The following is a 23,002-nucleotide window of genomic DNA, read 5'->3' as shown; positions in this document are numbered from 1 at the left end:
CGGGAGCAAGCTCCCTCGCCACGGGTTTGTCGCCTGAACAGTATTGGTGAGCATCCACCTATTTAGTGTTTACAGGCCGGCCGCTACGGCTTCTCCGAGTCGGCAACGCGGCGGCGTAGGCCAGCGCTTCCTCGCGGGAAACGAAGGAGCCCAACCGGTCAGCCTGGGTGCAGACCCTCCACGGACCGCTGTTTACGCTGAGCACGTCATAACCATTGATGTGCATTTTCGTCATCATCGCAGTACTCATAGTCACCTCCGACTTCAACCAAGGGTGCATCGCCTACCATACACGCTGATTGTCCATGGGTAGCGACCGGACGTCGGTAGCGACCTCAGTGGGCGTCGGAATCCCACAACCAGTCCCACAGCCCCGGCAAACGTACGGGCTCAGAGCTGTGATCGACCGTCCGAGCCAGAGCCGCTCGCTCCAGCGCCTGGCGATCATCATAGAATGGCCTGGCGGCGGTCCTCATGCCGGTCGCGTTGGCGCTGTCGAGCAGTATTTGCAGGTATTCGCGGGCATGCCGGGCGGTATAACGATTGATGTCGTGAAACGTCACCACCACCGGGATCACCCCGTCCACCGCTGGCAGTTGCCCGGCCGCGATGCGCTCGCGCACCTCAGAGAGTTGTCGGACCAGGTTGATGCGCCGCCGGGGGCTCATCGTGATACCCCAGACCTTGCCATCATTTGCGCTCAGGTCGGTCAGCAGAATGTGCAGGCCATGTGCTCGATAAGCTGCCGCAGTGCGCCTGTCGAAGCTCCAGAACGGCGGCCTGACCAGGGACGGCGCCGCGCCGGTCATGGCGGCAATATCATCGCCACCGTGGGTGAGCGATTGCTCCAGCTCATCAGGGCTCAGGAACCGGTGATTGGTGTGCCAGTAGGTGGCCGTATGAAAGGCCAACACATGGCCCTCCTCCTGCTGCCGACGCATTATCGAGCGGCCAATATCGCTGCCACCGGCGCGTGGCGAGCGAGTCTGCAGGAAAAACACTGCCTTGATGCCGGGCTGTACCGGGTTGTCCGCCAGGGCGTCCAGCACCGCCAGGCTAGGGTTCCAGAAAGACGATGCGCTGGGCCCATCATCGAATGTCAGCAGGAAACGGATCGGGGGTTGTTCACGCAAGCGTTGCTCGGTTTGCGGCGTCAGTTCGATGGGGGCGCCAATGCAGCCCGACAAACCGATGGCGAGGGCTGCGATGAACAGCACCCTGGCGATGTTTTTCATGTTTTGCCTTTAATTGATGCCGCGTTGCCTCGCCTTTGATCCCTGGCCGACGGTGTTGAAGCCCACCTTGGAGAAGGGTAACCGGGTTTGGTTCCTTGCTGTGAACAATGGCTGCTCGCAAAGTTTGCGCTTGCCCCGCGCTTGAGCCTCGGCGGCATAAATTTGACCGTCTGGAAATTCGATGGAATTTTCCGAATGCCTTTGTATCCATCCGTATAGGACTAATTAGGGAGGATTTATGGGCGGGCCATCGCTTTACATCATTGACTACATGCTTCATGGCGAACCCAAGTCATTCATTATTCGTGCAGAAGTGATGAATAACTCCGAGGCTTGGCATTGGGCCAGCTGCGATGCGGGGGTCGGACGCATACCGAAATTCGGCAGGGAGAAGGTCAAGCGGGTTTCCAAGCCCCTTGCGGAAAAATACGGCATTACCGACGTGCGCTGGCGGGCAAGCGTCGCGCCGGCCTGGGTCAAGGAATCCGGCTGAAATATCACGTACCGTTTCCGGCCCACCGGTTGTCCGACCGGGCGCCGGTTTCTTCGACAGATCCGAAATAACTCAACTACGCTTAAACCACAGCAAGACCCGCCCCTGGCGGGTCCTTGTGCTGCCTCATCAACCCTGAATGGAGGTGTGACATGTCCGAAAAAGAGTCCATCACCACCCTGCTCACCTTGCTGGAATCGCGTCAGACCAGGCTCACGGCAGCCTGCAAGGAAATCGCCGACTGGGTCGACCACCAAGGCGGGCACCCCACCGCCGTGCGCATTCGAGACCGGCTCAACGACATCGACAAGGACGCGCCGTCGATCCAGAGCGCACTGACCTCGCTCAAGCCCACTGAACCGCCGCTGCCCAAGTTCCGCTGACGCGCCAAGCCAGCGATGTTTCCCCCTGAGTTCTACCGGTTGGAAAACCGATGGAACGCGGGCTTTTTTTGCGCCTCGAAATGGATAGGCACCGGTGCAAAAGCCGCAAAGGGAGAATCACATGAATGCCAGAATCCTGCTATTGATCGCTTGTGCGAGCCCCACCGCCGTCATGGCCCAAGGCTGTGACGTCATCACCCGATCCCAGAGCCAGTCGGTTCCGGTGATCGAAAGCCGTAGCTGCTACGAATACAAAGGCGTCCCCGCCGAAACCCTGGACTGGTCTTGCAGCAATGAAAGCAAGGGAACGATCAGCACCCAGAAGCGCAAAGTCGAGCGTTGTGGCGAGGGGTATGTGGCGACATGCCAAGCCAGGCTGACCCAGGAAGCGTTGGCCAACCCGCGCTCAACCAGTAAAGACAAGAGCGGTGGATCGGCCAACCTTCCCGACAACGCCAAAGTGACGTGGTACTACTATGGGGTCGAGCAGTTGCAGCAGGCTCAGCAAGACTGCGAAACCACCGGCGGCGAGTGGAAGAACCAGTGACGGGCCGGCCACGCAGCGCAGTGTTCTCGCTAGCCCTTGCTGTGCTCCGGTGACGACGGTGGCTCCTTGATGCCACGCGGCCCGGCCACGCCCCAGATGACCAGACCCAACACCGGCAGGATGATCAGCAGCAGCGCCCAGCCAGCTTTGGTTCCGGCCGACTTGTCGCTTCGAAACACGCTGATGATCGCCCATAGGTCCACGAGCAGCAGAAGCACCGCGACAGCGATCCAGAAGTAACTGGCTAATTCAGACATGGCTCAATCCTCTTGGCGGTTTAAGGATTAGGCACAGCCGTTCAAGCGCCGTTCAAAGAATTTGCGCCCAGGGCGGGCGTGGCGCCTATTCCCGCCCATTCAGATAAGCGACCCATTGCTCATAGGCTTCATGTTGACGCTGGACCGCCTCATCCCAGGTCGATCCGCTCATTTGATGGACACATATGAGCTTCATCATTTCCGCTGTCGCCGTATCGAGCTCCACCAAGAGCTCATGGGATTTGATCTTGAAGTCTTCAACGGTGGTCATCTGTCTGTCCTTCCCCTGCCGGGGCCAGCCATTGCACCCAACATGGATTCATTTTTTTGCAGCTGATTCAATTTGAGGCGATAACCGGTCGAAAGCCTGGCGCTGGCGGTCGAGCAGACCGATCAGAAGGATGACAGCGCAAATGAACTCAGTCTTTCCCGCCCCGCCACGGTCGTACTGATAAGACTCGGAAAAAATCCTATTTGAACGAGCAAGTAATGCCAGGCTCAAATATTGCAGATATATTTCAGTTTAATGACAGTCACGGATCGAGTACCGCCATGAAAATTCGAGCGACCGTCATCTGCGAGGACAATCGCCACATTTTGCTGGTTCGCAAAGCCAACAGCCGCTGGGCACTGCCAGGCGGTGCCGTCGAACGCGGCGAAACCCATGCTGGAGCTGCGATCCGGGAACTGGCCGAGGAAACCGGCCTGGACGTGGAGAACCTGCTCTACCTGATGCGAATCAATGACGGGCAAACCGAGCATCACGTATTCGAAGCATCGGTCAGCGACTTGACGGCGGCCAGGCCACAGAATGAAATCAGCGATTGCCTCTGGCACCCGTTGGATGCCATTGCCCAACTGCAAATGAAAAAAGGCACGCGGGATATTCTTGAGGCGTTTCGCCGACGATTGTGAGCCGGCACCCATGTTTTATACCTGACAGGCCGCATGAGAATACTCACACAACCTATTGTTTAGGCTGATAAATATCAGATTTTGTATGCTGGATTCACTGCTTGTGCCAAGCGGTACTGATGGGATTGAGCACCGTGTTCTTTTCCTGCGTATATGTCCCGTTCTGCTGCGCTATGGCCTCGCCAGTGTCGACAATCGCGTTCTGGATAAACACGTTCTGCCCATCACCTCGAATGAAGGTGAGCTGGTGAAACGCAGTTTTATTTCCCCAGTCCGGGGAAGGCAGCGAGATAAACTTCACCGTGTAGGTCTCGTCAGTGTGTTGACCCTGCAAGACGTAGACGCCGTAGTGGTTCTCTCCCTGGGAGATGATTTTGTACAAACCGTTGCTGTAGTAATAAATTTCCGCATCGGGAAAGGGCTTCTTGTCGTACATTTTCCGATAGTGCAGCACTTGCTTGACGGTCGGCTCGCCAAAGTTAACGGCAAGGGTTTTCCCATCGGCGGACGTTGTCTCCCCAGCGTATGCGGCGCCGCTGCTCATCAAGGCCAACAGGCTCATCGTTGCGATTGTTTTCACTTGATACCTCTCCATGGTCAAAGGATTAGCGCACCGGGCTGGCCTGGACGGAAGATACCGCCTGGCCACACCTTGCTAATCTCAACGCCGAGTGTAGAGGTTTACCCACGAAAATACCCGGAGGCTGGGCTCCGTTTCTTCGGCAGTTTTCAGCAGCAGAAACAAACAAGGGTTTGCATCAGCTTTCGCCCGCAAACCCTTGATTTTAGATGGTGCCCGAAGCCGGAACCTTACTTAGGCTAAAAACATCATGTTTATTGGGGTGGGCCGGATAGCGCCAAAGCCAATGTACTAATCAATGTGCTTTTTTTGCTTCGCTGGGGGCCATCGAGGTGGATTCAGCCGAATGAAGCGGCCAGAGAGTTACTGTCCGCAAACACCTCGCTGTCATCGGTAGAAAGTCCGCGGTATTCAATCGTGGCCCCATTGCTGGCGAAGACGTCATGACCGCTGTTGGCCCCTGCCGTGCATCGGTCCAGCCACATCCTGGCGCCACTCCCAAGGCGGTCGCCGGAGCTGGCCAGGAAACCGTTCGAGTTAGCACTAGGACCGTTGTGATGACTGCCGCAAGCAATGTTGTACGACTGTGCGTCGTTGACATCAGCAACACCCGGCCCAGCATTGTGGTGGTAACTGCCGTTGATCCTCAGACCCACGCAGGAATTGTGCGACGACGAACCGTTGCCGGTGGCGGGTGCGCGGTTGCCGTAACCCTCACAGTCCAGTTCGACGAAGTGGGGCGATGTTGACTCGCCAATGTGGTAATTGAACCCGTCCTTGGCGTTCACGGCAGCGACACAGCGGACGGAAATCGCCAGCTTGGCGTCAACGATTTTGAATCCGTCAGTCTGCCAGTTGTGCGTGAACTTGCAGTCTTCGGCATAAATCACGGACCCCGTAGCTCCGACGTCGCTGAATGCACCATTGGAGCCGCCCACAAAATGGATGTTCTTCAGGTGAACGATGACGTTCTTGGCGGACACCCCCATGGCAGTGGAGCGCAACAACAGCACCTCATCGCCGGGCTCGTGAGGATGGTTAAGGTGTACGCGACCATGCCAATAAGCCCAAGTCCCAGGGGTTGCCTGGCACTCTTCCAGAGTTGATGCCTGGGGGATCTCGGAGTACTCCCCAAACTCATCAAGCCTCGACACATCCAGGACTTTTACAATCTGCCCGCCAGTTGGCGAGCTTTGATAGATGTGCGTGTTGGGCCCAAACCACGGACTGTCCCAATCTGCCTTGCGCGCGGTGGTAAATATTGCCTTGCCGCCATCCGCAACAATTGAAACATTGCGCTTTCCGGAATAAACCCCAAGACCTTCCTGCCCTTCCTTGTCCATCCTATAAACAAAGTCGCCACGCACAATAACGCGGTCAACATCAAGCTTATCGAGTGCAGCGGAAACAGTTCTCAGGGCACGGCGCCAGTTGGAACCGTCCTCGTCATCTTCGCCTGATTCGGGGTCTACGTAGTAGGTTCGCCCGCTTCCAAGCGGCGGCAGGTAATCGCGCAGAATGCGTGGATCAATCTCTGCGCGATCTGCCTGGAACGCATACGAAATCGGCCCGAGCATATGCCCGAGCCGAGGATCGACCTGGTACTCACCACGCGCAAAAACAGGCAGTGGTAGTGCTGCACTGGCTATTGCAAGTGTTGACCAGCGTAGTAATTGACGGCGCAGCAATCTCAGAACTTCCTGTCATAAGAGGCAGCATCCCCGCCTATATCGTCAGAGTGTCACGCCGAACGCCAGACAATCAAGGCATATTGACATCAACAGTTGCGCCGCTGTCCTTGCTGACGCCTAGTGCCATGACCAAGCAGCCCAATAGTGAGCGATGCTTTTGGTTGCGTTGAAAATGCCTAGATCCCTTTCGCTTGCGGTTCTAAATTTTGCCCCAGACGAAGAAACGCCCCGAATGGCGCGGCTTCGATTTGGGGGATTCTAAATTGCGGTTGCGGCCGCCTTGGTTCGCTCTGGTCTTTTTCCTGACCCAAGGGCTCGACTCAGCAGCGTTCGACCAGGCCCCTCAACCAAGTGGAATGTCAAAGCAGATGCGGCGATAGACAGGCACACCACAACAATGAACATAGGGACCCCGGCAAGGCCGGCCCATATCTTCGATCCCGCCGCCTGCTCGGAAACGATATACCGCATGATCACCTGATGACTCAGGTACAGGCTGAAGCTGATTTCGCCAAGATAGACCAGGGGCCGGAAGCTCAGCGCTTTCGACAGCGCCCCTCCGCCTGACGACAGAGTCACCAGCAGAGCGACGAGAGAGAGATAGGCGATCACCTTGGCGACGACACTCATGCTATCGGCTAAAAGCTCAGACGCAGCTATGCCGGCGACAAACAGCACGCCTCCAGCCAGCTCTATCAGGGTTCGATAGGCAAAGCCGCTTTCAATCCGATTACGGACGCGATCCCACGCAACCCACGCCGTCATGCCAAGGCAGAACTCGAACGCCCTGGCGAGCGGGAACGTGTAGGTGAACGACGTGCTATGCAGCTCTTGGGCGCCAGCACGCAAAGGGAGAAGGCTGCCAATCCATGTCATCAGGATCAGGAGCCCGAGCGTTATAGAGAGCTTCCATGGCCAGTTCCTGCGGATGCCAGGGAACAGCAGCGGGAAGAAGCAATACAGCATCATTTCCGTGGATATGCTCCAGGACAAACCATTGAACGAGAACGAGTGAGCCCGGAACGGAGACCATGCATGCAGCATCGAGAGGTTTAGGCCAAGGGTTGGCCACCAGCCGAACATGCCCTCACCTACTCGAATGCCCACCCCGTTGCCGACCGGTATCAACCAGATGACCGCCAGGGTCCAAAACAGATGGGCAGGCCAAAGCCGGCTGAAACGAGCCTTCATAAAGGGGGCGAACGAAAACCCGCCCTTCGATCCATACCGGTGCATCAAAATGAAGCCGGACAGGATGAAGAAGAACGAGACGGCGAAACCAAAAATGTATTGATGGTCGATAAAGTCAAACTGAAATACCGACCTTGCATGCATCAGAAGGACCATGCCCGCGGCAAAGAAACGCAGGCTGGTCAAGGGTGTTAGGTAAATCATCGGGGTTCTCCGTGCGATGGCGAATTGTACCGATGATCACAACAAATGACATCAAAACGCCTTAATGGTCCCGCCGGTCTCCATGATAGATGAGGCGTAAAACGTATCGCGAACGGGATGTGCCATTTCTTTTAGCTCCCCGAACCGGCCCCCATGCCCGTCACCTATAACATCCCTACCTAAACCAGTTCGCCACTCGGCGCAGCACCAGATCGGATAGTGGGGCGTAACGCGCTCATCCACTTCGCCGGTACCTCGTGTCGACAATAATCATCTCTCGCCAAGTGTTAGGTCGATACGTGCGACGTCAGGTTCCGGTAACCCTTCAGCTGCTTTAGGTTTTGATTGATCGAATTATGTCCCGGAAATCAGAACACAAGGTCCGCTCGACGCGGTTGATCGTTACGGAGGGTGCACACGACGGTCGTTATGACCGAACAGTATCCGCAACCGGGTAGACAAAAAGGTATCGCCTACGAAGTAATTGCGAACCATCGTCACAAATGCGGACCGGAAACAATCAAGGGGTTTGCATCAGCTTTCGCCCGCAAACCCTTGATTTTAGATGGTGCCCGAAGCCGGAATCGAACCGGCACGCCCTTACGAGCGGGGGATTTTAAGTCCCATGCGTCTACCAGTTTCGCCATTCGGGCGGTAGCGCGGTTAGCCTTGGGGGCATCGGCAGAATCCGATGGCCTGGCTGGTGCAGCAAGAGGGGGAATATATACATCCCTCCTCTTTGAAGCAAGGCAGCTTATGCCCTTTTCAAGACAAAACCTTTCAATGCTTCGAAAATAAAAAAGCTCTGTAAATCATAGATCTACAGAGCTTTTTAATAGTGGAGGCCGAAGTCGGAATCGAACCGGCGTAGGTGGATTTGCAATCCACTGCATAACCATTTTGCTATTCGGCCTCAAGACGCTTGATGCGATGTCGCAACATCAACCGCGGTACAAACCTGGTCAGGAAACAGGGCACTTACTCAGCGCTATCTCCTTGAAAACATTGAGATTTTTTACGTCCCAGTGCGTTCGATGGGCGCAATTATGTACTCATTTGCCTAGGCTGACAACCCCTTGATTTCAAAAAAAAATCGTCGAACGGTCGGCCTGCCCTTCCCTGGCCAAACCTGCCGGCGAATCCCGGACTGCCCTGGCGAACGCTTGAACCGTAGCGCCAGGATTCGCCTCATCGGAAAGCCCGTACGTTGATGGAACAACCGCGCCTCCCCTCGGTTCATTCCTTATGTCGTCCCTGGAGAATGAGGAAACCATCATGTTTGAACGACCCCAACTGGTTGCGAGCCGGGCTACGGTGCCGACCCCGTCGCACCCTAATCTCGGCACGCCGGAACGTGCCGTATCGCTACTGGCGGGCACCTTGTTGATCGCTAACGGCCTACGCCAAGGCGGGCTCCAGGGCTGGCCACAGGTGCTGCTCGGCGCCTGTGCCGCCTGGCGCGGCTATTCAGGCACATGCAGGATCAAGCACGCGCTGGCCCATAGTCCGTTCGAACAAGCCTTTGAACAGGATCGGGACTGGAGCGGCAGCAAAGTCATTTCTCGCAGCATTACCGTGGGCAAACCCAGGGAAGAAGTCTTCGCGTTCTGTCGCAACCCGGGCAACCTGGGTGCGCTGGTGCCCTGGGTCGATGCCATCGAACAAACCGGTGAAGGCACTTACCGCTGGATCGCCCACGGCCCGATGGACAAGACCTTGCACTGTGACATCCGACAGGACGAGCCCAAGGACGGCCGCAAGCTGCACTGGACTGCCGGCCCGGAGACACGATTCAAGCATGACATCCAGATGCACTTCAGCGACGCGCCGGCCGGCCGTGGCACGCAGTTGAAGGTCATCGTCGCCTGCCAGGCGCCCCTCGGTGCCGCCGGTTATGCCTTGGCCGCGGCGATTTCCAAGTTCTCGGACAAAGCCTTGCTGCACCTGCTGCGCAGCATCAAGCAACAACTGGAAACCGGCGAGGTGAGCACCAATCGCATGCACGCCGCCGGCACGAAGGACTTCCTTTTCGTTCATCCGGCCACAGAGGCCCCTCACACATCCGCCCAAACGCCTTCCACCGGAGGTAACGCCTGATGCGCGCATTGACTTGGCAAGGCCCGAACAAGCTACAAGTTGAAACCGTCGATGATCCGTCCATCCTCAATCCCCGCGACGCGATCGTGCGGGTGCAGATGTCGTCGGTGTGCGGGTCAGACCTGCATTTGCTGGGCGGCTATGTGCCGACCATGCAGGCCGGCGACATCATTGGCCATGAATTCATGGGTGAAGTCGTGGAAATCGGCTCGGCCGTCAGGTCTTTCGGCAAAGGCGACCGGGTTGTCACCGTTTCGATCATCGGTTGCGGAGAATGCGAACATTGCAGGCGCTCGGATTTTTCCTGCTGCGACAACTCCAACCCCAATCCCAGCGCAACGGACATCGCCTACGGCCAACCGGCGTGCGGCATCATCGGCTACAGCCATGCGTTTGGCGGTTATGCCGGCAGCCACGCAACCTATATCCGCGTGCCGTTCGCCGACGTCAACCTGTTCAAGGTCCCCGAGGGCATCACTGACGAACAGGCGGTATTCGTCTCCGACGCGGTGCCCACTGGTTATTTCGCCGCCGATAACGCCGCCATCCAACGGGGCGATACCGTGGCGGTATGGGGTTGCGGCGGGGTCGGGTTGATGGCGATTGCCAGTGCCTATCTGCTGGGGGCCGAACGGGTGATTGCCATCGACCGCCTGCCTGATCGCTTGCAATTGGCGGAAGAAAAAGCCGGTGCCATCGCCCTTAACTATGAAACCACTGACGTGCATGCCGCCTTGCTGGAACTGACCGGTGGCCGGGGCCCGGATCGCTGCATCGACTGCGTGGGCATGGAGGCCCACGGCACAGAGATCGACTATTTCTACGACAAGACCAAGCAAATGATGCGTCTGCACACCGAACGCGGGACGGTGCTGCGCCAGTCGATCCGCGCCTGTCGCAAAGGCGGCACTGTCTCGGTGGTCGGTGTCTATGGCGGCCTGCTGGACAAATTCCCCATGGGCGCCATCGTCAACAAATCCTTGACCCTGCGCTCCGGCCAACAGCCTGGACAGCGTTACGTGGGACGGTTGTTCGAGCACATCCAGAAAGGTGAGTTGGACCCGTCCTATCTGCTGACCCATCCGATGGGGCTGGAGCAGTCGGTGGAAGGTTATGCGATGTTCAAGGAGAAGACGCAGAACTGCCTGCGAGCGGTGTTTCGGCCGGAGTGACGATCGAACCTGTGGCGAGGGAACTTGCTCCCGCTGGCTGCGAAGCAGCCCTGAAGCAAGCGACTCGGTGTGGGTGCACTGAATGGAATTTTGGGGTTGCTACGCAACCCAGCGGGAGCAAGCTCCCTCGCCACGGGAATGTCACAGGCCTTAGGCAGTCGCAGCCCTGCACCATTATGGGTAACATACCGGCCTTCCCGCAGCCCTTCTGCGTCCTGCCAAAATAAGCCCATTCCATGCCTTTCGAACTCAGCGTTGACCTCACTACCCTCGCTATCCTCGCCGTTGTCGCCTTCATTGCCGGTTTTATCGATGCCATTGCCGGGGGCGGTGGGCTGTTGACCACGCCAGCGCTGCTGACTGCGGGTTTGCCACCGCACCTGGTCCTGGGGACCAACAAACTCAGTTCCACCTTTGGCTCGGCGACGGCCAGCTTCACGTTCTACAAGCGCAAGTTGTTCCACCCAAGGCAATGGACCCATGCCCTCGTCGGCACACTGGTCGGCGCCTTGGTCGGCGCCATCGTCGCCCACTACCTGCCAGCCGAGTGGCTGAACAAGATGTTGCCGGTGATCGTCTTCGCCTGCGGCCTGTACCTGTTGTTTGGCGGCACGCCCAAGGCGCCGCTGGACAGCGATGCGCCGATCAAGAAGACGTGGCAGTCATCCCAGGGTTTCAGCCTGGGTTTCTATGACGGCGTGGCCGGGCCGGGTACCGGTGCGTTCTGGACCGTCAGCAGCCTGCTGCTCTACCCCATCGACCTGGTCAAGGCCAGTGGCGTGGCCCGCAGCATGAACTTTGTCAGCAACATCGCGGCGCTGTCGGTGTTCATTTTTTCCGGGCAGGTAGACTGGATCATCGGCCTGAGCATGGGCCTTTCGGTAATGGTCGGCGCGTTCTTCGGCGCTCGCACCGCCATCAGCGGCGGCGCGAAGTTCATCCGACCAGTGTTCATCACCGTGGTGCTGGGCTTGACCGTGCGCCTAGCCTGGCAGCACTGGTTCAGCGTGGCCTAAGCGCCGCGCCACATACAGGTCGATCAGGTAGCGGGCGATCGAGCGCGAGGCGGGCAACGGTGGCAGGTCGTGGACGTTGAACCATTGGGCGTCCTCGATCTCATCTTCCTGGGGCACGATGTCGCCGCTGGCGTATTCAGCGTGGAAACCGAGCATCATCGAATGGGGAAACGGCCAGCACTGGCTGCCCATGTACTGGATGTTCTTCACCTCGATACTGACTTCTTCACGCACCTCGCGGACCAGGCAGTCCTCGGCCGACTCGCCGGGCTCGGCAAACCCCGCCAGGGTACTGTAGACACCCGTGACAAAACGCGGCGAACGGGCCAGCAGGACTTCATCGCCGCGGGTAATCAACACGATCATGCTCGGTGAAATCCGCGGATAGTGACGCAGGTCGCAGGCATCGCAATACATGGCCCGCTCCAGTGGGATCTGGTTCATGCGCTTGCCGCAACTGCCACAGAAGCGATGTTCCCGGGCCCAGGTGCCGATCTGCGCCGCATAACCCAACACCTTGTACAGCGTGTGGTCGTCCTCGAGCATGAACGCCCGCAGGCCTTTCCAGTTGCAGCCGGGGATGTCCAGCGGGCTGTGCAACTCCAACAGGTAGACCGGCTCGCCATCCAGGTGACCGATACCGTGTTCGGCGAGGATCGACAGGTCCTGGCGCTTGAGCCATTCGCGGGGAAACAGCGCGCCGTTGTCATCGAACAGAAAACCTTCCGGGCTACGGGCCACGGCCCAGCCGCCGGGAACGTCGGTGTCGAGTACTGCGGTGGTCCAGCGTGAAATCATGGTCAGTCAATCCAGAAATTCAGGTTTCTGTTTGCTCATGTGGGCGGCCATGGCCACGCGCAGGTCGGTCGATTGCAACATGGCGGCGTTCCAGGTGGCGACGTATTCCAGGCCGTCATCGATGCTGTGGTCGCGCATGTAGCTGATCATTGCCTTGGTGCCGGTCACGGCAATCGGCGACTTGGCGGCGATGTCCCGGGCAATGCCCATCACACCGTCGAGCAGGCTGGCGGAGTCGCTGTAGACACGATTGACCAGGCCGATGCTGCGCGCTTCGTCGGCACCAAAAGTGCGCCCCGTATAAGCGAGTTCACGCAGCATGCCGTCCCCGACGATCCTCGGCAAGCGTTGCAATGTGCCAACATCGGCGGCCATGCCGATATCGATTTCCTTGATGGAGAATTGGGCGTCCTCGGCGGCATAACGCATGTCGCAAGCAGAGATCAGGTCAATGGCACCGCCCAGGCAATAGCCCTGGATGGCCGCGAGCACCGGCTTGCGGCAATTGTCCACGGCATTGAACGAGGCTTGCAGTTGCAGGATCTTGCGCCGCAGCAAACGCGCATTGCGCCCCACGTCCTTGCCCAGTTCGTTGGCCACGCCTGCCAGCATCATCAGGTCGATGCCGGAGGAAAAATGCTTGCCGGCACCGCTGAGCACCACCACCCGCGCTTCATCGGTGTCGTCGATCCATTGGAAGATCTCGATGATCTCGCGCCAGAAGGCAGCGTTCATCGCGTTGATCTTTTCCGGCCGATTGATCTGCACATGGGCGATGTTGTCTGCAAGTTCGACGTTGAACGCTTGGTATTGCGACATGGCAGTGATCCTTTACCGGCTGAAAAGAGGCCTGAACTATAACAAGCCATCGCGATGGCACGTAGGCAGTGCATCGGCCAAAAGCGGGACTGTTTGACAGCCATTAACTCTGTGGCGAGGGAGCTTGCTCCCGCTGGACTGCGTAGCAGTCCCCTACTTTATGAGCGCTGCGCACTCAAGCGGGAGCAAGCTCCCTCGCCACAAAAGCACCTTGCGGCGCTACCCAATCACTCAGGGTTTCTCCTCCGCCTGCAACTGCCCATCCCAGCCCCCGCCCAGCGCCGCAATCAATTGCACACTGGCAATCAAGCGGCTCTGTTGCAGGCTCAGCACGCTGCGTTCGTTGCTCAGCGCCGTGGCCTGGACAGTCACGACGTCGAGGTAGGCAATCAGCCCGGCCCTGTACTGGTTCTGCGTCAGGCGCAGGGATTCCCGGGCGGCGTCCAGGGCTTCCTGGCGCACGCGGGCTTCGTCTTCCAGCACCTTGAGCTGGATCATGTAGTTTTCCACCTCCCGCAGGCCGTCGAGCACGGTCTGGCGGTAGGTGGCGACGGTCTGGTCATAGGCCGCGACGGTGCGGTCGACCTCGGCCGAACGCTGGCCGCCATCGAACAGTGTCATCGCCAGCTGCGGGCCTACCGACCAGAAGCGGTTCGGCACGCTCACCCAGTTGTCATAGGTGCTGCTGCTGTAGCCGCCGCTGAGGCTCAGGGTCAGGTCCGGGTAATACGCAGCCTTGGCGACGCCGATGTTGGCGTTGGCGGCCATCACCGAGCGCTCTGCCGAGGCGATGTCTGGCCGGCGTTCGAGCAGTTGCGAGGGCAGCGCCACCGGGATTTGTGGCAGTGTCGGGATGTATTGGGTCTCGGCCAGGTTGAATTCGGCCGGTGGCAGGCCGATGAGCACGGCGATGGCATTTTCAAACTGGGCCCGTTGCCAGATCAGGTCGATCAGGTCGCCCTGGGTGGTCTTGAGCTGATTCTGCGCCTGGGCCACCGCGTCCTTGCCGGACACCCCGGCGCGGTACTGGTTTTCGGTCATTTTCAGGGAGCGCTGGTAGTTGTCGACGGTGGTCTGCAACAAGCGCTTCTGTTCGTCGATCACCCGCAACTGCAAGTAATTCTGCACCAGTTCCGATTGCTGGCTCAGGCGCATCGCCGCCAGGTCGGCGAAACTGGCTTGGGCACTCGCCTCGTCGGCTTCCAGGGTGCGGCGCAACTTGCCCCACACATCCGCCTCCCAACTGACGCCGGCCTGGGCGCTGTAGGTGTCGCGAATGCCGCTGGACGAACTGCTCAGGCTTGAACTGCTGCTACCGGTGCCCTGGCTGGAGCGCGTCTTGCCAACGGTCAGGTCCACGGTGGGGAAAAAGGCGCCACGGGCATTACGCACCAGCGCCCGGGCCTGCCGGTACTGGGCTTCGGCCTGGGCCACGGTCTGGTTGGATGCATTGAGCTTGTCCACCAGGCCATTGAGCTGCGCATCGCCGTACAGTTCCCACCAGGCGCCCCGGGCCATCGCATCGCTGGGGTTGGCCTGGCGCCAGCCCTGGGCCTCCTTGTACTGCACCGGGGCGGCGGCCGCGGGACGCTGGTAATCCGGGCCGATGGCGCAGGCGCTGAGCATCGCCACGCACAGCGCCAGGCTCAGCACCCGCGAGCCACGGGCGGTCGCCAGCACGGCGGCAAGATTGAAAGGCGAACGGTCGGTCATAGCGGAGTTTCCAGGGCAGCATCAGTGCGCACGCCACGCCAGCGGTTGAAGCGATGGCGCAGCTTGTCGAGATAAAGGTAAACCACTGGCGTGGTGTAGAGGGTCAGGACCTGGCTGAACACCAGGCCCCCGATGATGGTCAGGCCCAGCGGCTGGCGCATTTCCGAGCCTTCGGCGGCGCCGAGCAGCAGCGGCAAGGCGCCAAGGATCGCCGCCAGCGTGGTCATCAGGATCGGTCGCAACCGCAGCAGGCAAGCGCTGCGGATCGACTCCAGCGGCGTCTGCCCGGCACGTTCCAGTTGCAAGGCCAGATCGATCATCAGGATGGCATTTTTCTTCACCACGCCGATCAGCAGGAACAGCCCCAACAACGAGATCAGGCTGAACTCGCTGCCCAGCGCGTAGATCGACAGCAACGCGCCGACCCCGGCCGACGGCAAGGTGGACAGGATGGTCAGCGGATGAATGTAGCTTTCATACAGCACCCCCAGCACCAGGTACACCGCGAGCAACGCGCCCAAAATCATGAACGGCTGGCTCTTCTGGGTGGCGGCGAACGCGTCGGCGGTGCCAGCCATTTTCACGATGACATCCTCGGGCATCCCGAGCTTGGCGATCGTCCGCTCGATGGCCGCGGTGCCCTGCTCCACCGTCACGCCTTCGGCCATGTCGAAGGAGATGCCCTCGGAGGCGAACTGGCCTTCATGGCTGACCCGGTCGTCCTCCAGGCTGTTCTCGTAATGGGCAATGGCCGACAGCGGTACCCGCGCGCCATCGGCGGTGATCACCTGGACCTGTTCGAGGGTGCTCGGGTCCTGGGCATACTTGGGATTGACCTCCATCACCACCTGGTACTGGTTGAGGCTGTCGTAGATGGTGGAAATCTGTCGTTGGCTGTAGGCGTTGTTGAGCACCGCCGTGACCATGTCCATGTCGATGCCCAGGCGCTTGGCCTGGTCGCGGTCCACCACCAGCGTCACCTGCTGCGCCCCGCCACCGTCGCGGGCGTCGATGGCGGTCAGCTCCGGCAACGCCCGGAAGGCCGCCACGACCTTGGGGTACCAGGTGCGCAGCGACGCCAGGTCGGCGCTTTGCAGGATGTAGGAATATTGGGAGGTGGTCTGCTCGCGACCGCCACCGAACTGCAGGTCCTGGTCGGCCATCAACATCAATTGGGCACCGGGAACCTTGGGCATTTCCTTACGCAGGCGCTCGATGACCTTTTGCGCGGAAATATTACGTTCCTTGATCGGCTTGAGACGCACCAGCATGAACGCGTTGTTGGTGCCGTTGTTGCCGCCAATGAAGCCGGCAACGCTTTGCACGGCCTCGTCCTTGAGCACGGCGCGGCGGAAGATTTCCATCTTCGGCTGCATCACGCCGAACGACAGCCCATCGTCGCCACGGACAAAACCGATCAGTTGGCCGGTGTCCTGCTGGGGCATGAAGGTCTTCGGCACCACCACATACAACGCGACGTTCACGCCGATGGTCACCAGCAGGCTCAGCAAGGTCAGGCGTCGATGGCGCAGCACCCAATCCAGGCTGGTGGCGTAACCACGGACCATCCGTTCATTGACCCCCTGGCTCCAACGCTGCAAGCGGTTTTCCTGCCCGGGCACATGGGGCTTGAGCCAGCGGGCGCAAAGCATCGGCGTGAGGGTCAGCGAGACCACCAGCGACACCACGATGGACGCCGCCAGGGTGATGGAAAATTCACGGAACAGGCTCTCGACGATGCCGCCCATGAACAGGATCGACAGGAACACCGCCACCAGCGAGACGTTCATCGACAGCAAGGTGAAGCCCACCTCCTCCGCCCCCCGGTACGCCGCCTGCATCGGTGGCACACCTTCGTCGATGTGCCGGGAAATGTTTTCCAGCACCACGATGGCGTCGTCCACCACCAACCCGGTCGCCAGGATCAACGCCATCAGCGACAGGTTGTTCAGGGAAAACCCGTACAGGTACATCACCGCAAACGTGCCCACCAGCGACACCGGCACCGCCAGGGTCGGGATCAGCGAAGCGCGGAAGTTGCCGAGGAACAGGAACACCACCAGCACCACCAGGGCCACGGCGATCAGCAAGGTCATTTCCGCTTCATGCAGGGTGGCCTTGATCACGGGCGAGCGGTCCATCGCCAGGTTCAGCTTGACGCTGGCCGGCAGCACCGCCTGTAACGCCGGCAGTTGCGCCTTGATCTCGTTGACCGTCTCGATGATGTTGGCGCCGGCTTGGCGGTTGATCACCAGCAATACGGCGGCATCGTCGTTGAAGAAACCGCTGTTGTAACGGTCCTCGACGCTGTCGGTGACTTTCGCCACGTCCTTGAGCCGCAGCACCGAGCCATCCTGGTAACGGATCACCAGCGTTTCGTAGTCCTTGGCCTTTTCCAACTGGTCGTTGGCCTGGACTTGCCACATGCGCCGGTCGTCCTCCACCGAGCCCTTGGGCCGGCGCACGTTGCTATTGGCAATGGCGGTGCGCACATCGTCCAGGGCCACGCCGTACTGATTGAGCAACTGCGGCTCCAGTTCGATGCGCACCGCCGGCAACGAGCTGCCACCGATCTGCACCTCACCCACGCCCGACACCTGGGACAGGCTCTGGGACAGGATGGTCGACGCCAAGTCGTAGAGCTGGCCTTTTTCCAACACATCCGAGGTCAGCGACAGCACCATGATCGGCGCCTGGGACGGGTTGACCTTCTTATAGGTGGGCATGCTGCGCATGCCGCTGGGCAACAGGTTGCGCGAGGCATTGATGGCCGCCTGCACCTCCCGGGCCGCGCCGTTGATGTCGCGGTCCAGGTCGAATTGCAGGATGACCCGCGTGGAGCCCTGGCTGGAACGGCTGCTCATGGTGTTGACCCCGGCGATGGCGCCGAAGGAACGCTCCAGCGGCGTGGCCACCGTCGAAGCCATCACCTCGGGGCTGGCGCCTGGCAGGTTGGCCTGGACCACGATCACCGGGAAATCCATTTGCGGCAGGGGCGAGACCGGCAGCAGGCCGAAGCACACGCCGCCGAGCAGCATGATCGCGAAGCTCAGGAGCATGGTTGCTACCGGGCGGCGGATGAAGGGGCCGGAGAGGTTCATCGGCCACAGCCCCTTGCTTCAACGGACAGGCTTTTGTGGCGAGGGAGCTTGCTCCCGCTATGTGGGAACAAGGCTTGCCCGCGATGAAGGCAATGCGGTCTCGCAGAATCGAGGCGTCTGTTTCGCGAGCAAGCTTTGCTCCCACAGCCCAGCGGGAGCAAGCTCCCTCGCCACAAAAGCCCGCTACATTCCAGGGAAGCGGTCATACCCGCACCTCATCCGCCTCAGGCCTGGCAAACCGGCGCCCCAGTCGATCGAAATACAGGTAGATCACCGGCGTGGTGAACAACGTCAAGACCTGGCTCACCAACAACCCGCCCACCATTACCAGGCCCAGGGGTTGGCGCAGCTCGGCGCCGGAACCGGTGGCGAGCATCAGCGGTACGGCACCGAACAACGCCGCCAGGGTGGTCATCAGGATCGGGCGGAAGCGCAGCAACGCCGCCTGGTAGATCGCCGTCTGCGGGTCCACGCCCTGGTTGCGTTCGGCGTCGAGGGCGAAGTCGATCATCATGATCGCGTTTTTCTTGACGATGCCGATCAGCAGGATGATGCCGATGATCGCGATCATGCCCAGGTCATTGCCGCTGAGGATCAACGCCAGCAAGGCGCCGATAGCCGCCGAGGGCAAGGTGGAAAGGATGGTGATCGGGTGGATGTAGCTTTCGTACAACACGCCCAGGACGATGTACATGGTCACCACCGCCGCCAGGATCAGCAGCAAGGTACTCGACAACGACGCCTGGAATGCCTGGGCCGCGCCCTGGAATTCGGTCTGCACCCCCACCGGCATGCCGATGTCCCGCTGGACCTTTTCGATCACCTCCACCGCATGCCCCAGGGCCACCCCCGGCGCGAGGTTGAACGACATCATCACCGCGGGAAACTGACCAATGTGGGCAATCGCCAACTGAGCCTGACGCTCTTCGACCCGGGCCAGGCTCGACAGCCGCACCTGCCCGCCATCGGTGGTCTTGACGTGAATCTGGTCCAGCGCCTGCGGACCGATCCGCTCCCCGGCCTGGGCTTGCAGCACCACGCGGTACTGGCTGGCCTGGGTGTAGATAGTGGAAATCTGCCGCTGGCCGAAGGCGTCATACAGCGCATCGGTGATGTTCGACACCGAGACGCCCAGGCGTGACGCCGCGTCGCGGTCGATCACCAGGTAGACCTGCAGGCCCTTGTCCTGCAAGTCGCTGGCGACGTCGGTGAGTTCCGGCTGGCGGCCCAGGGCCTCGACCAGGCGCCCGCTCCAGAGACTGAGCAACTCGGCGTCCGGCGATGACAGGCTGAACTGGTACTGGGTACGGCTGATCCGGTCTTCGATGGTCAAGTCCTGCACCGGTTGCATGAACAGGCGAATGCCCACCAGCCGGTCCAGTTGTGGCTGCAAGCGGGCAATGATTTCGGTGGCGCTGTCATCCCGCTCGCTATGGGGCTTGAGGTTGATCAGCAGGCGTCCGCTGTTGAGCGTGGCGTTATCGCCGTCCACGCCGATGTAGGACGACAGGCTCTGCACCGCCGGATCGGCGAGGATCACCTTGGCCAGTAGCTGCTGGCGCTCGCTCATGGCGGCAAAGGAGATCGATTGCGGCGCTTCGGAAATGCCCTGGATGACCCCGGTGTCCTGTACCGGGAAAAAGCCCTTGGGCACGGCCAGGTACAGCACCACCGTCAGCACCAGGCTACCCACCGCCACCAGCAGGGTCAGCGGCTGGTGCTTGAGCACCCATTGCAACTTGCGCCCGTAGGCGGCGATCAGCCAGTCGATCCAGGCGCCACTGGCGCGGTAGAAACGGCCCTGCTCTTCTGCCTTGGGCTCGCGCTTGAGCAAGCGAGCGCACATCATCGGCGTCAGGGTCAGGGACACCACCAGGGAAATCAGGATAGCCACGGCCAGGGTGATGGCGAACTCGCGGAACAAGCGCCCGACCACGTCGGCCATGAACAACAGCGGGATCAGCACGGCAATCAGCGACAGCGTCAGGGAAATCAGCGTGAAGCCAATCTGCTTCGCGCCCTTGAGCGCAGCCTGCATCGGGCTGTCGCCCTCTTCGATGAAACGGGCGATGTTCTCCAGCATGACGATGGCATCGTCCACCACGAAACCGGTGGCGATGGTCAGGGCCATCAAGGTCAGGTTGTTGATGGAGAAACCGGCCAGGTACATCACGCCGAACGTGCCGATCAACGACAACGGCACGGCCACCGACGGAATGATCGTGGCACTGACGCGACGCAGGAACAGGAACGTCACCATCACCACCAGGGCGATAGCGATCAGCAATTCATGCTGCACATCGGTGACCGAGGCACGGATGGTCTGGGTACGGTCGGTCAGCACAGTGACGTCCAGGCCGGCCGGCAGGTTGTCGGTAATGCTCGGCAGCAGGGCCTTGATCCGGTCCACCACCTCGATGACATTCGCGCCGGGCTGGCGCTGGATGTTCAGCAGCACGGCCTGGTTTTCGTTGGCCCAGGCGGCAAGGCGTTCGTTTTCGGCGCCGTCGACGATCTGCGCCACGTCCTTGAGCCGCAACGGCGCGCCGTTGGCGTAGGCCAGGATCAGTTCGGCGTAGTCCTTGGGCGACGTCAACTGGTCGTTGGCGTCGAGCATCGAGACCCGGGTCGGGCCGTCGAAATTGCCCTTGGGCTGGTTGACGTTGGACGCACCGATCAGCGTGCGCACATCCGCGAGGTTGAGGCCGTTGGCCGCCAGGGCCTCGGGGTTGACCTTGATGCGCACCGCCTGGCGCTGGCCGCCAGCGATGGTGACCATGCCGACGCCACTGATCTGGGCGATTTTCTGCGCCATGCGGGTGTCCACCAAGTCATTGAGCTTGGGCAGCAGCATGGTCTTGGACGTGATCGCCAGGGTCAGCACCGGGGTGTCGGCCGGGTTGACCTTGTTGTACACCGGCGGCGCCGGCAGGTCCGTGGGCAGCAGGTTGGTGGCCGCGTTGATGGCGGCCTGCACCTGCTGCTCGGCGACGTCCATGTTGATGTCGAGGTTGAAGCGCAGGGTGATCACCGAGGCGCCGCCGGAACTGGTGGAGGCCATCTGCGTCAAGCCTGGCATCTGCCCGAACTGCCGCTCCAGGGGTGCGGTGACCGCGCTGGTCATCACGTCGGGGCTGGCGCCCGGGTACAGGGTCATCACGCGGATGGTCGGGTAATCGACCTGGGGCAGCGCCGACACCGGCAGCAGCCGATAGGCGATCAGGCCAGCCAGGATGATCGCCAGCATGCTCAGGGTGGTGGCGACCGGGCGAAGGATGAACAGTCGCGAAATATTCATGCGCCGCCCTTGTTCGCCTTGTCGGCCGCGGCCGGCTCAGTCGGTGCTGCCGCGGACTTGCCCTGCAGGTGCTCGGTCGGCGTGGTGGGCACGTCCTGGCTGTCGTTGACCACTTCCACTTCGCTGCCTTCCTTCAAGCGATCGGTGCCTTCGAGCACCACTCGATCGCCGGTGGCCAGGCCTTCGGTGACCACGGTGTTGGCGCCGTCGCTGGCGCCGATCTTCAGCTTCTTGATGGTGACCTTGTTGTCACCTTCCAGGGCATAGACAAAGGTGCCGTTGGTGCCGAACTGGATGGCGGCCGTCGGCGCCAGGGTCACGCCTTTGAGGGTGTCGGCCAGCAGGTGGACATTGACAAACTGGTTGGGGAACAGCGACTGGTCGCGGTTCTCGTAGCGGGCCTTGAATTTCAGGGTGCCGGTGGTGACGTCGATCTGGTTGTCCAGGCTCTGCAACACGCCACTGGCCTGGCGCTTCACGTCGCCGCGATCCCACGCTTCGACGGGGAGTTTCGCCCCGCTGCGGTAACGGGCGAGCACCGTGTCGAGGTTGTTTTCCGGCAAGGTGAACACGACGCTGATGGGTTGGGTCTGGGTGATGACCGCCAGGGCGGTGGTGTCGTTGGCCGACACCAGGTTGCCAACGTCCAGTTGACGCAAGCCGACGCGGCCAGTAATCGGGGCGCGGATCTTGGTGAATTCGAGGTTGAGCTTGGCGTCGTTGACGGCCGCCTGATTGGTCTTGACCGTGCCTTGGTACTGGCCCACCAGCGCCGCGGCGGTGTCGAGGGTCTGCTTGGCAATGCTGTCTTCGGCGTACAGGCCGCGATAGCGCTCGAGGTCTACCTGGGCATTTTTCAGCTGGGCCTGGTTCTGCAACAGCGTGCCTTCGGCCTGGAGCAAGGCGTTCTGGTACGGGCGTGGGTCGATCTCGACCAGCAAGTCCCCGGCCTTGACCATTTGCCCCTCTTCGAAGGCGATCTTGACCAGTTCGCCACCCACGCGACTGCGCACGTTGATGGTGTTGAGGGCCGTGACCGTACCCAGCGCCTTGAAGTACAGCGGGAAGTCCCCGGTCGCCACCGGCGCCACCCGCACCGGGATCGGGCCCGTCGCCCCACCGAACCCCGGGCGCATGCTACCGGAGCGTCCCACATGCCCCGCGGCTGCTTTCTCCCCTGCCCCATTTTTTTCGGTCGAGCCACTGGGCCAGAACTTCCAGGCCAGCGCTGCGATGACCAGCAGGACGAACAAGCCAAACAGCCAGCGACGGGAATTGCGGGAAACAGAGGATTGCATGGAGTGATCAACCATTGGGCGCGTGGGCTTCTTTTACGGGAGGCTGAACGATAAGCACTGGCGGCTATTTAGCAAAGCGCCTTTACCGGCAATTTACCTTGGGCTTACCTTTCGGATAGTCGGCTAACGCCTTGAAGCACAAAAGAAAACGGCCTGGGCAGGGCCAGGCCGTTAACAATTGTAATAAATACTTT

Annotated in this window: 20 protein-coding genes and 2 tRNA genes; 7 read left to right on the top strand and 15 right to left on the bottom strand. The window is 60.4% G+C overall.

Features of this window, described 5'->3' with window-relative positions; translation table 11 throughout:
• Window positions 1–58: 58 nt before the first annotated feature.
• Both HU715_RS27280 and HU715_RS07935 read right to left on the bottom strand, forming a co-directional pair.
• The gene (locus tag HU715_RS27280; protein ID WP_225917568.1) at window positions 59–250 is read right to left on the bottom strand and encodes a DUF2188 domain-containing protein; all 192 of its coding nucleotides are present in this window, start codon (window positions 248–250) and stop codon (window positions 59–61) included.
• A gap of 85 nt (window positions 251–335) precedes the next feature.
• The gene (locus tag HU715_RS07935) at window positions 336–1,235 is read right to left on the bottom strand and encodes a polysaccharide deacetylase family protein (protein ID WP_186705730.1); all 900 of its coding nucleotides are present in this window, start codon (window positions 1,233–1,235) and stop codon (window positions 336–338) included.
• Between the two features lie 238 nt (window positions 1,236–1,473).
• Here HU715_RS07935 and HU715_RS07930 point away from each other — a divergent pair, with 238 nt between their 5' ends.
• The 3 genes from HU715_RS07930 (at window position 1,474) to HU715_RS07920 (ending at window position 2,658) form a co-directional block, all read left to right on the top strand.
• Window positions 1,474–1,728: a DUF6555 family protein gene (locus HU715_RS07930; protein ID WP_047226592.1), complete on the top strand. Its 255-nt coding sequence runs from the start codon at window positions 1,474–1,476 to the stop codon at window positions 1,726–1,728.
• Between the two features lie 152 nt (window positions 1,729–1,880).
• Window positions 1,881–2,111, top strand: coding sequence for a hypothetical protein (locus tag HU715_RS07925; protein ID WP_186705731.1), 231 nt, complete (start codon window positions 1,881–1,883; stop codon window positions 2,109–2,111).
• Window positions 2,112–2,232: 121 nt separating this feature from the next.
• The gene (locus tag HU715_RS07920) at window positions 2,233–2,658 is read left to right on the top strand and encodes a hypothetical protein (RefSeq protein ID WP_186705732.1); all 426 of its coding nucleotides are present in this window, start codon (window positions 2,233–2,235) and stop codon (window positions 2,656–2,658) included.
• Window positions 2,659–2,687: 29 nt separating this feature from the next.
• On the opposite strand, the gene HU715_RS07915 is transcribed toward HU715_RS07920, so the two are convergent.
• Window positions 2,688–2,915 carry a PLD nuclease N-terminal domain-containing protein gene (locus HU715_RS07915; protein ID WP_186705733.1) on the bottom strand — a complete coding sequence of 76 codons (228 nt, stop codon included), beginning with the start codon at window positions 2,913–2,915 and terminating at the stop codon, window positions 2,688–2,690.
• Between the two features lie 85 nt (window positions 2,916–3,000).
• A complete protein-coding gene (locus HU715_RS07910; RefSeq protein WP_186705734.1) occupies window positions 3,001–3,186 on the bottom strand; it encodes a hypothetical protein in 186 nt (61 codons plus the stop codon).
• A 281-nt stretch (window positions 3,187–3,467) separates the two neighbouring features.
• On the opposite strand from HU715_RS07910, the gene HU715_RS07905 reads away from it, so the two are divergent.
• A complete protein-coding gene (locus tag HU715_RS07905) occupies window positions 3,468–3,830 on the top strand; it encodes an NUDIX hydrolase (RefSeq protein ID WP_186705735.1) in 363 nt (120 codons plus the stop codon).
• A gap of 94 nt (window positions 3,831–3,924) precedes the next feature.
• On the opposite strand, the gene HU715_RS07900 is transcribed toward HU715_RS07905, so the two are convergent.
• The 5 genes from HU715_RS07900 to HU715_RS07880 form a co-directional block, all read right to left on the bottom strand.
• On the bottom strand, window positions 3,925–4,392 hold the full coding sequence (locus tag HU715_RS07900) for a hypothetical protein (RefSeq protein ID WP_225917619.1): 468 nt from the start codon (window positions 4,390–4,392) through the stop codon (window positions 3,925–3,927).
• A 356-nt stretch (window positions 4,393–4,748) separates the two neighbouring features.
• Entirely contained in the window at window positions 4,749–6,098 is a 1,350-nt protein-coding gene (locus HU715_RS07895; RefSeq protein WP_186705736.1) for a hypothetical protein, read from the bottom strand.
• Between the two features lie 261 nt (window positions 6,099–6,359).
• Window positions 6,360–7,496 carry an acyltransferase family protein gene (locus HU715_RS07890; protein ID WP_186705737.1) on the bottom strand — a complete coding sequence of 379 codons (1,137 nt, stop codon included), beginning with the start codon at window positions 7,494–7,496 and terminating at the stop codon, window positions 6,360–6,362.
• A gap of 566 nt (window positions 7,497–8,062) precedes the next feature.
• Window positions 8,063–8,149 (bottom strand) — tRNA-Leu (locus HU715_RS07885).
• Window positions 8,150–8,335: 186 nt separating this feature from the next.
• Window positions 8,336–8,409: transfer RNA gene (locus tag HU715_RS07880), tRNA-Cys, on the bottom strand.
• A 362-nt stretch (window positions 8,410–8,771) separates the two neighbouring features.
• Here HU715_RS07880 and HU715_RS07875 point away from each other — a divergent pair.
• The 3 genes from HU715_RS07875 to HU715_RS07865 all read left to right on the top strand — a co-directional run bounded on the left by HU715_RS07875 (window position 8,772) and on the right by HU715_RS07865 (window position 11,781).
• On the top strand, window positions 8,772–9,593 hold the full coding sequence (locus HU715_RS07875) for an SRPBCC family protein (protein WP_186705738.1): 822 nt from the start codon (window positions 8,772–8,774) through the stop codon (window positions 9,591–9,593).
• Window positions 9,593–10,765, top strand: coding sequence for a zinc-dependent alcohol dehydrogenase (locus tag HU715_RS07870; RefSeq protein WP_186705739.1), 1,173 nt, complete (start codon window positions 9,593–9,595; stop codon window positions 10,763–10,765). The genes HU715_RS07875 and HU715_RS07870 overlap by 1 nt, the downstream gene beginning before the upstream one ends.
• 236 nt (window positions 10,766–11,001) lie before the next feature.
• A complete protein-coding gene (locus HU715_RS07865) occupies window positions 11,002–11,781 on the top strand; it encodes a TSUP family transporter (protein WP_186705740.1) in 780 nt (259 codons plus the stop codon).
• On the opposite strand, the gene nudC is transcribed toward HU715_RS07865, so the two are convergent.
• The 6 genes from nudC to HU715_RS07835 all read right to left on the bottom strand — a co-directional run bounded on the left by nudC (window position 11,749) and on the right by HU715_RS07835 (window position 22,823).
• On the bottom strand, window positions 11,749–12,579 hold the full coding sequence (gene nudC, locus HU715_RS07860; RefSeq protein WP_186705741.1) for an NAD(+) diphosphatase: 831 nt from the start codon (window positions 12,577–12,579) through the stop codon (window positions 11,749–11,751). The genes HU715_RS07865 and nudC overlap by 33 nt on opposite strands.
• Window positions 12,580–12,585: 6 nt before the next feature.
• Complete coding sequence (locus tag HU715_RS07855) at window positions 12,586–13,398, bottom strand: crotonase/enoyl-CoA hydratase family protein (protein ID WP_186705742.1); 813 nt, start codon at window positions 13,396–13,398, stop codon at window positions 12,586–12,588.
• Between the two features lie 231 nt (window positions 13,399–13,629).
• Window positions 13,630–15,111, bottom strand: coding sequence for an efflux transporter outer membrane subunit (locus HU715_RS07850; protein ID WP_186705743.1), 1,482 nt, complete (start codon window positions 15,109–15,111; stop codon window positions 13,630–13,632).
• Window positions 15,108–18,212, bottom strand: a complete 3,105-nt coding sequence (locus tag HU715_RS07845; RefSeq protein WP_186705744.1) for an efflux RND transporter permease subunit — start codon at window positions 18,210–18,212, stop codon at window positions 15,108–15,110. Before HU715_RS07845 ends, HU715_RS07850 begins: the two co-directional genes overlap by 4 nt.
• A gap of 202 nt (window positions 18,213–18,414) precedes the next feature.
• Complete coding sequence (locus tag HU715_RS07840) at window positions 18,415–21,510, bottom strand: MdtB/MuxB family multidrug efflux RND transporter permease subunit (RefSeq protein ID WP_186705745.1); 3,096 nt, start codon at window positions 21,508–21,510, stop codon at window positions 18,415–18,417.
• Window positions 21,507–22,823 (bottom strand): MdtA/MuxA family multidrug efflux RND transporter periplasmic adaptor subunit, encoded by a 1,317-nt coding sequence (locus HU715_RS07835; RefSeq protein ID WP_186705746.1) that lies wholly within the window; start codon window positions 22,821–22,823, stop codon window positions 21,507–21,509. Before HU715_RS07835 ends, HU715_RS07840 begins: the two co-directional genes overlap by 4 nt.
• Window positions 22,824–23,002 lie beyond the last annotated feature (179 nt).

The organism is Pseudomonas zanjanensis (genome assembly GCF_014268745.2).
Classification (GTDB): domain Bacteria; phylum Pseudomonadota; class Gammaproteobacteria; order Pseudomonadales; family Pseudomonadaceae; genus Aquipseudomonas; species Aquipseudomonas zanjanensis.
The sequence above is the reverse complement of the archived record's forward strand: the minus strand, read 5'-3'. Positions and strand labels throughout refer to the sequence as shown.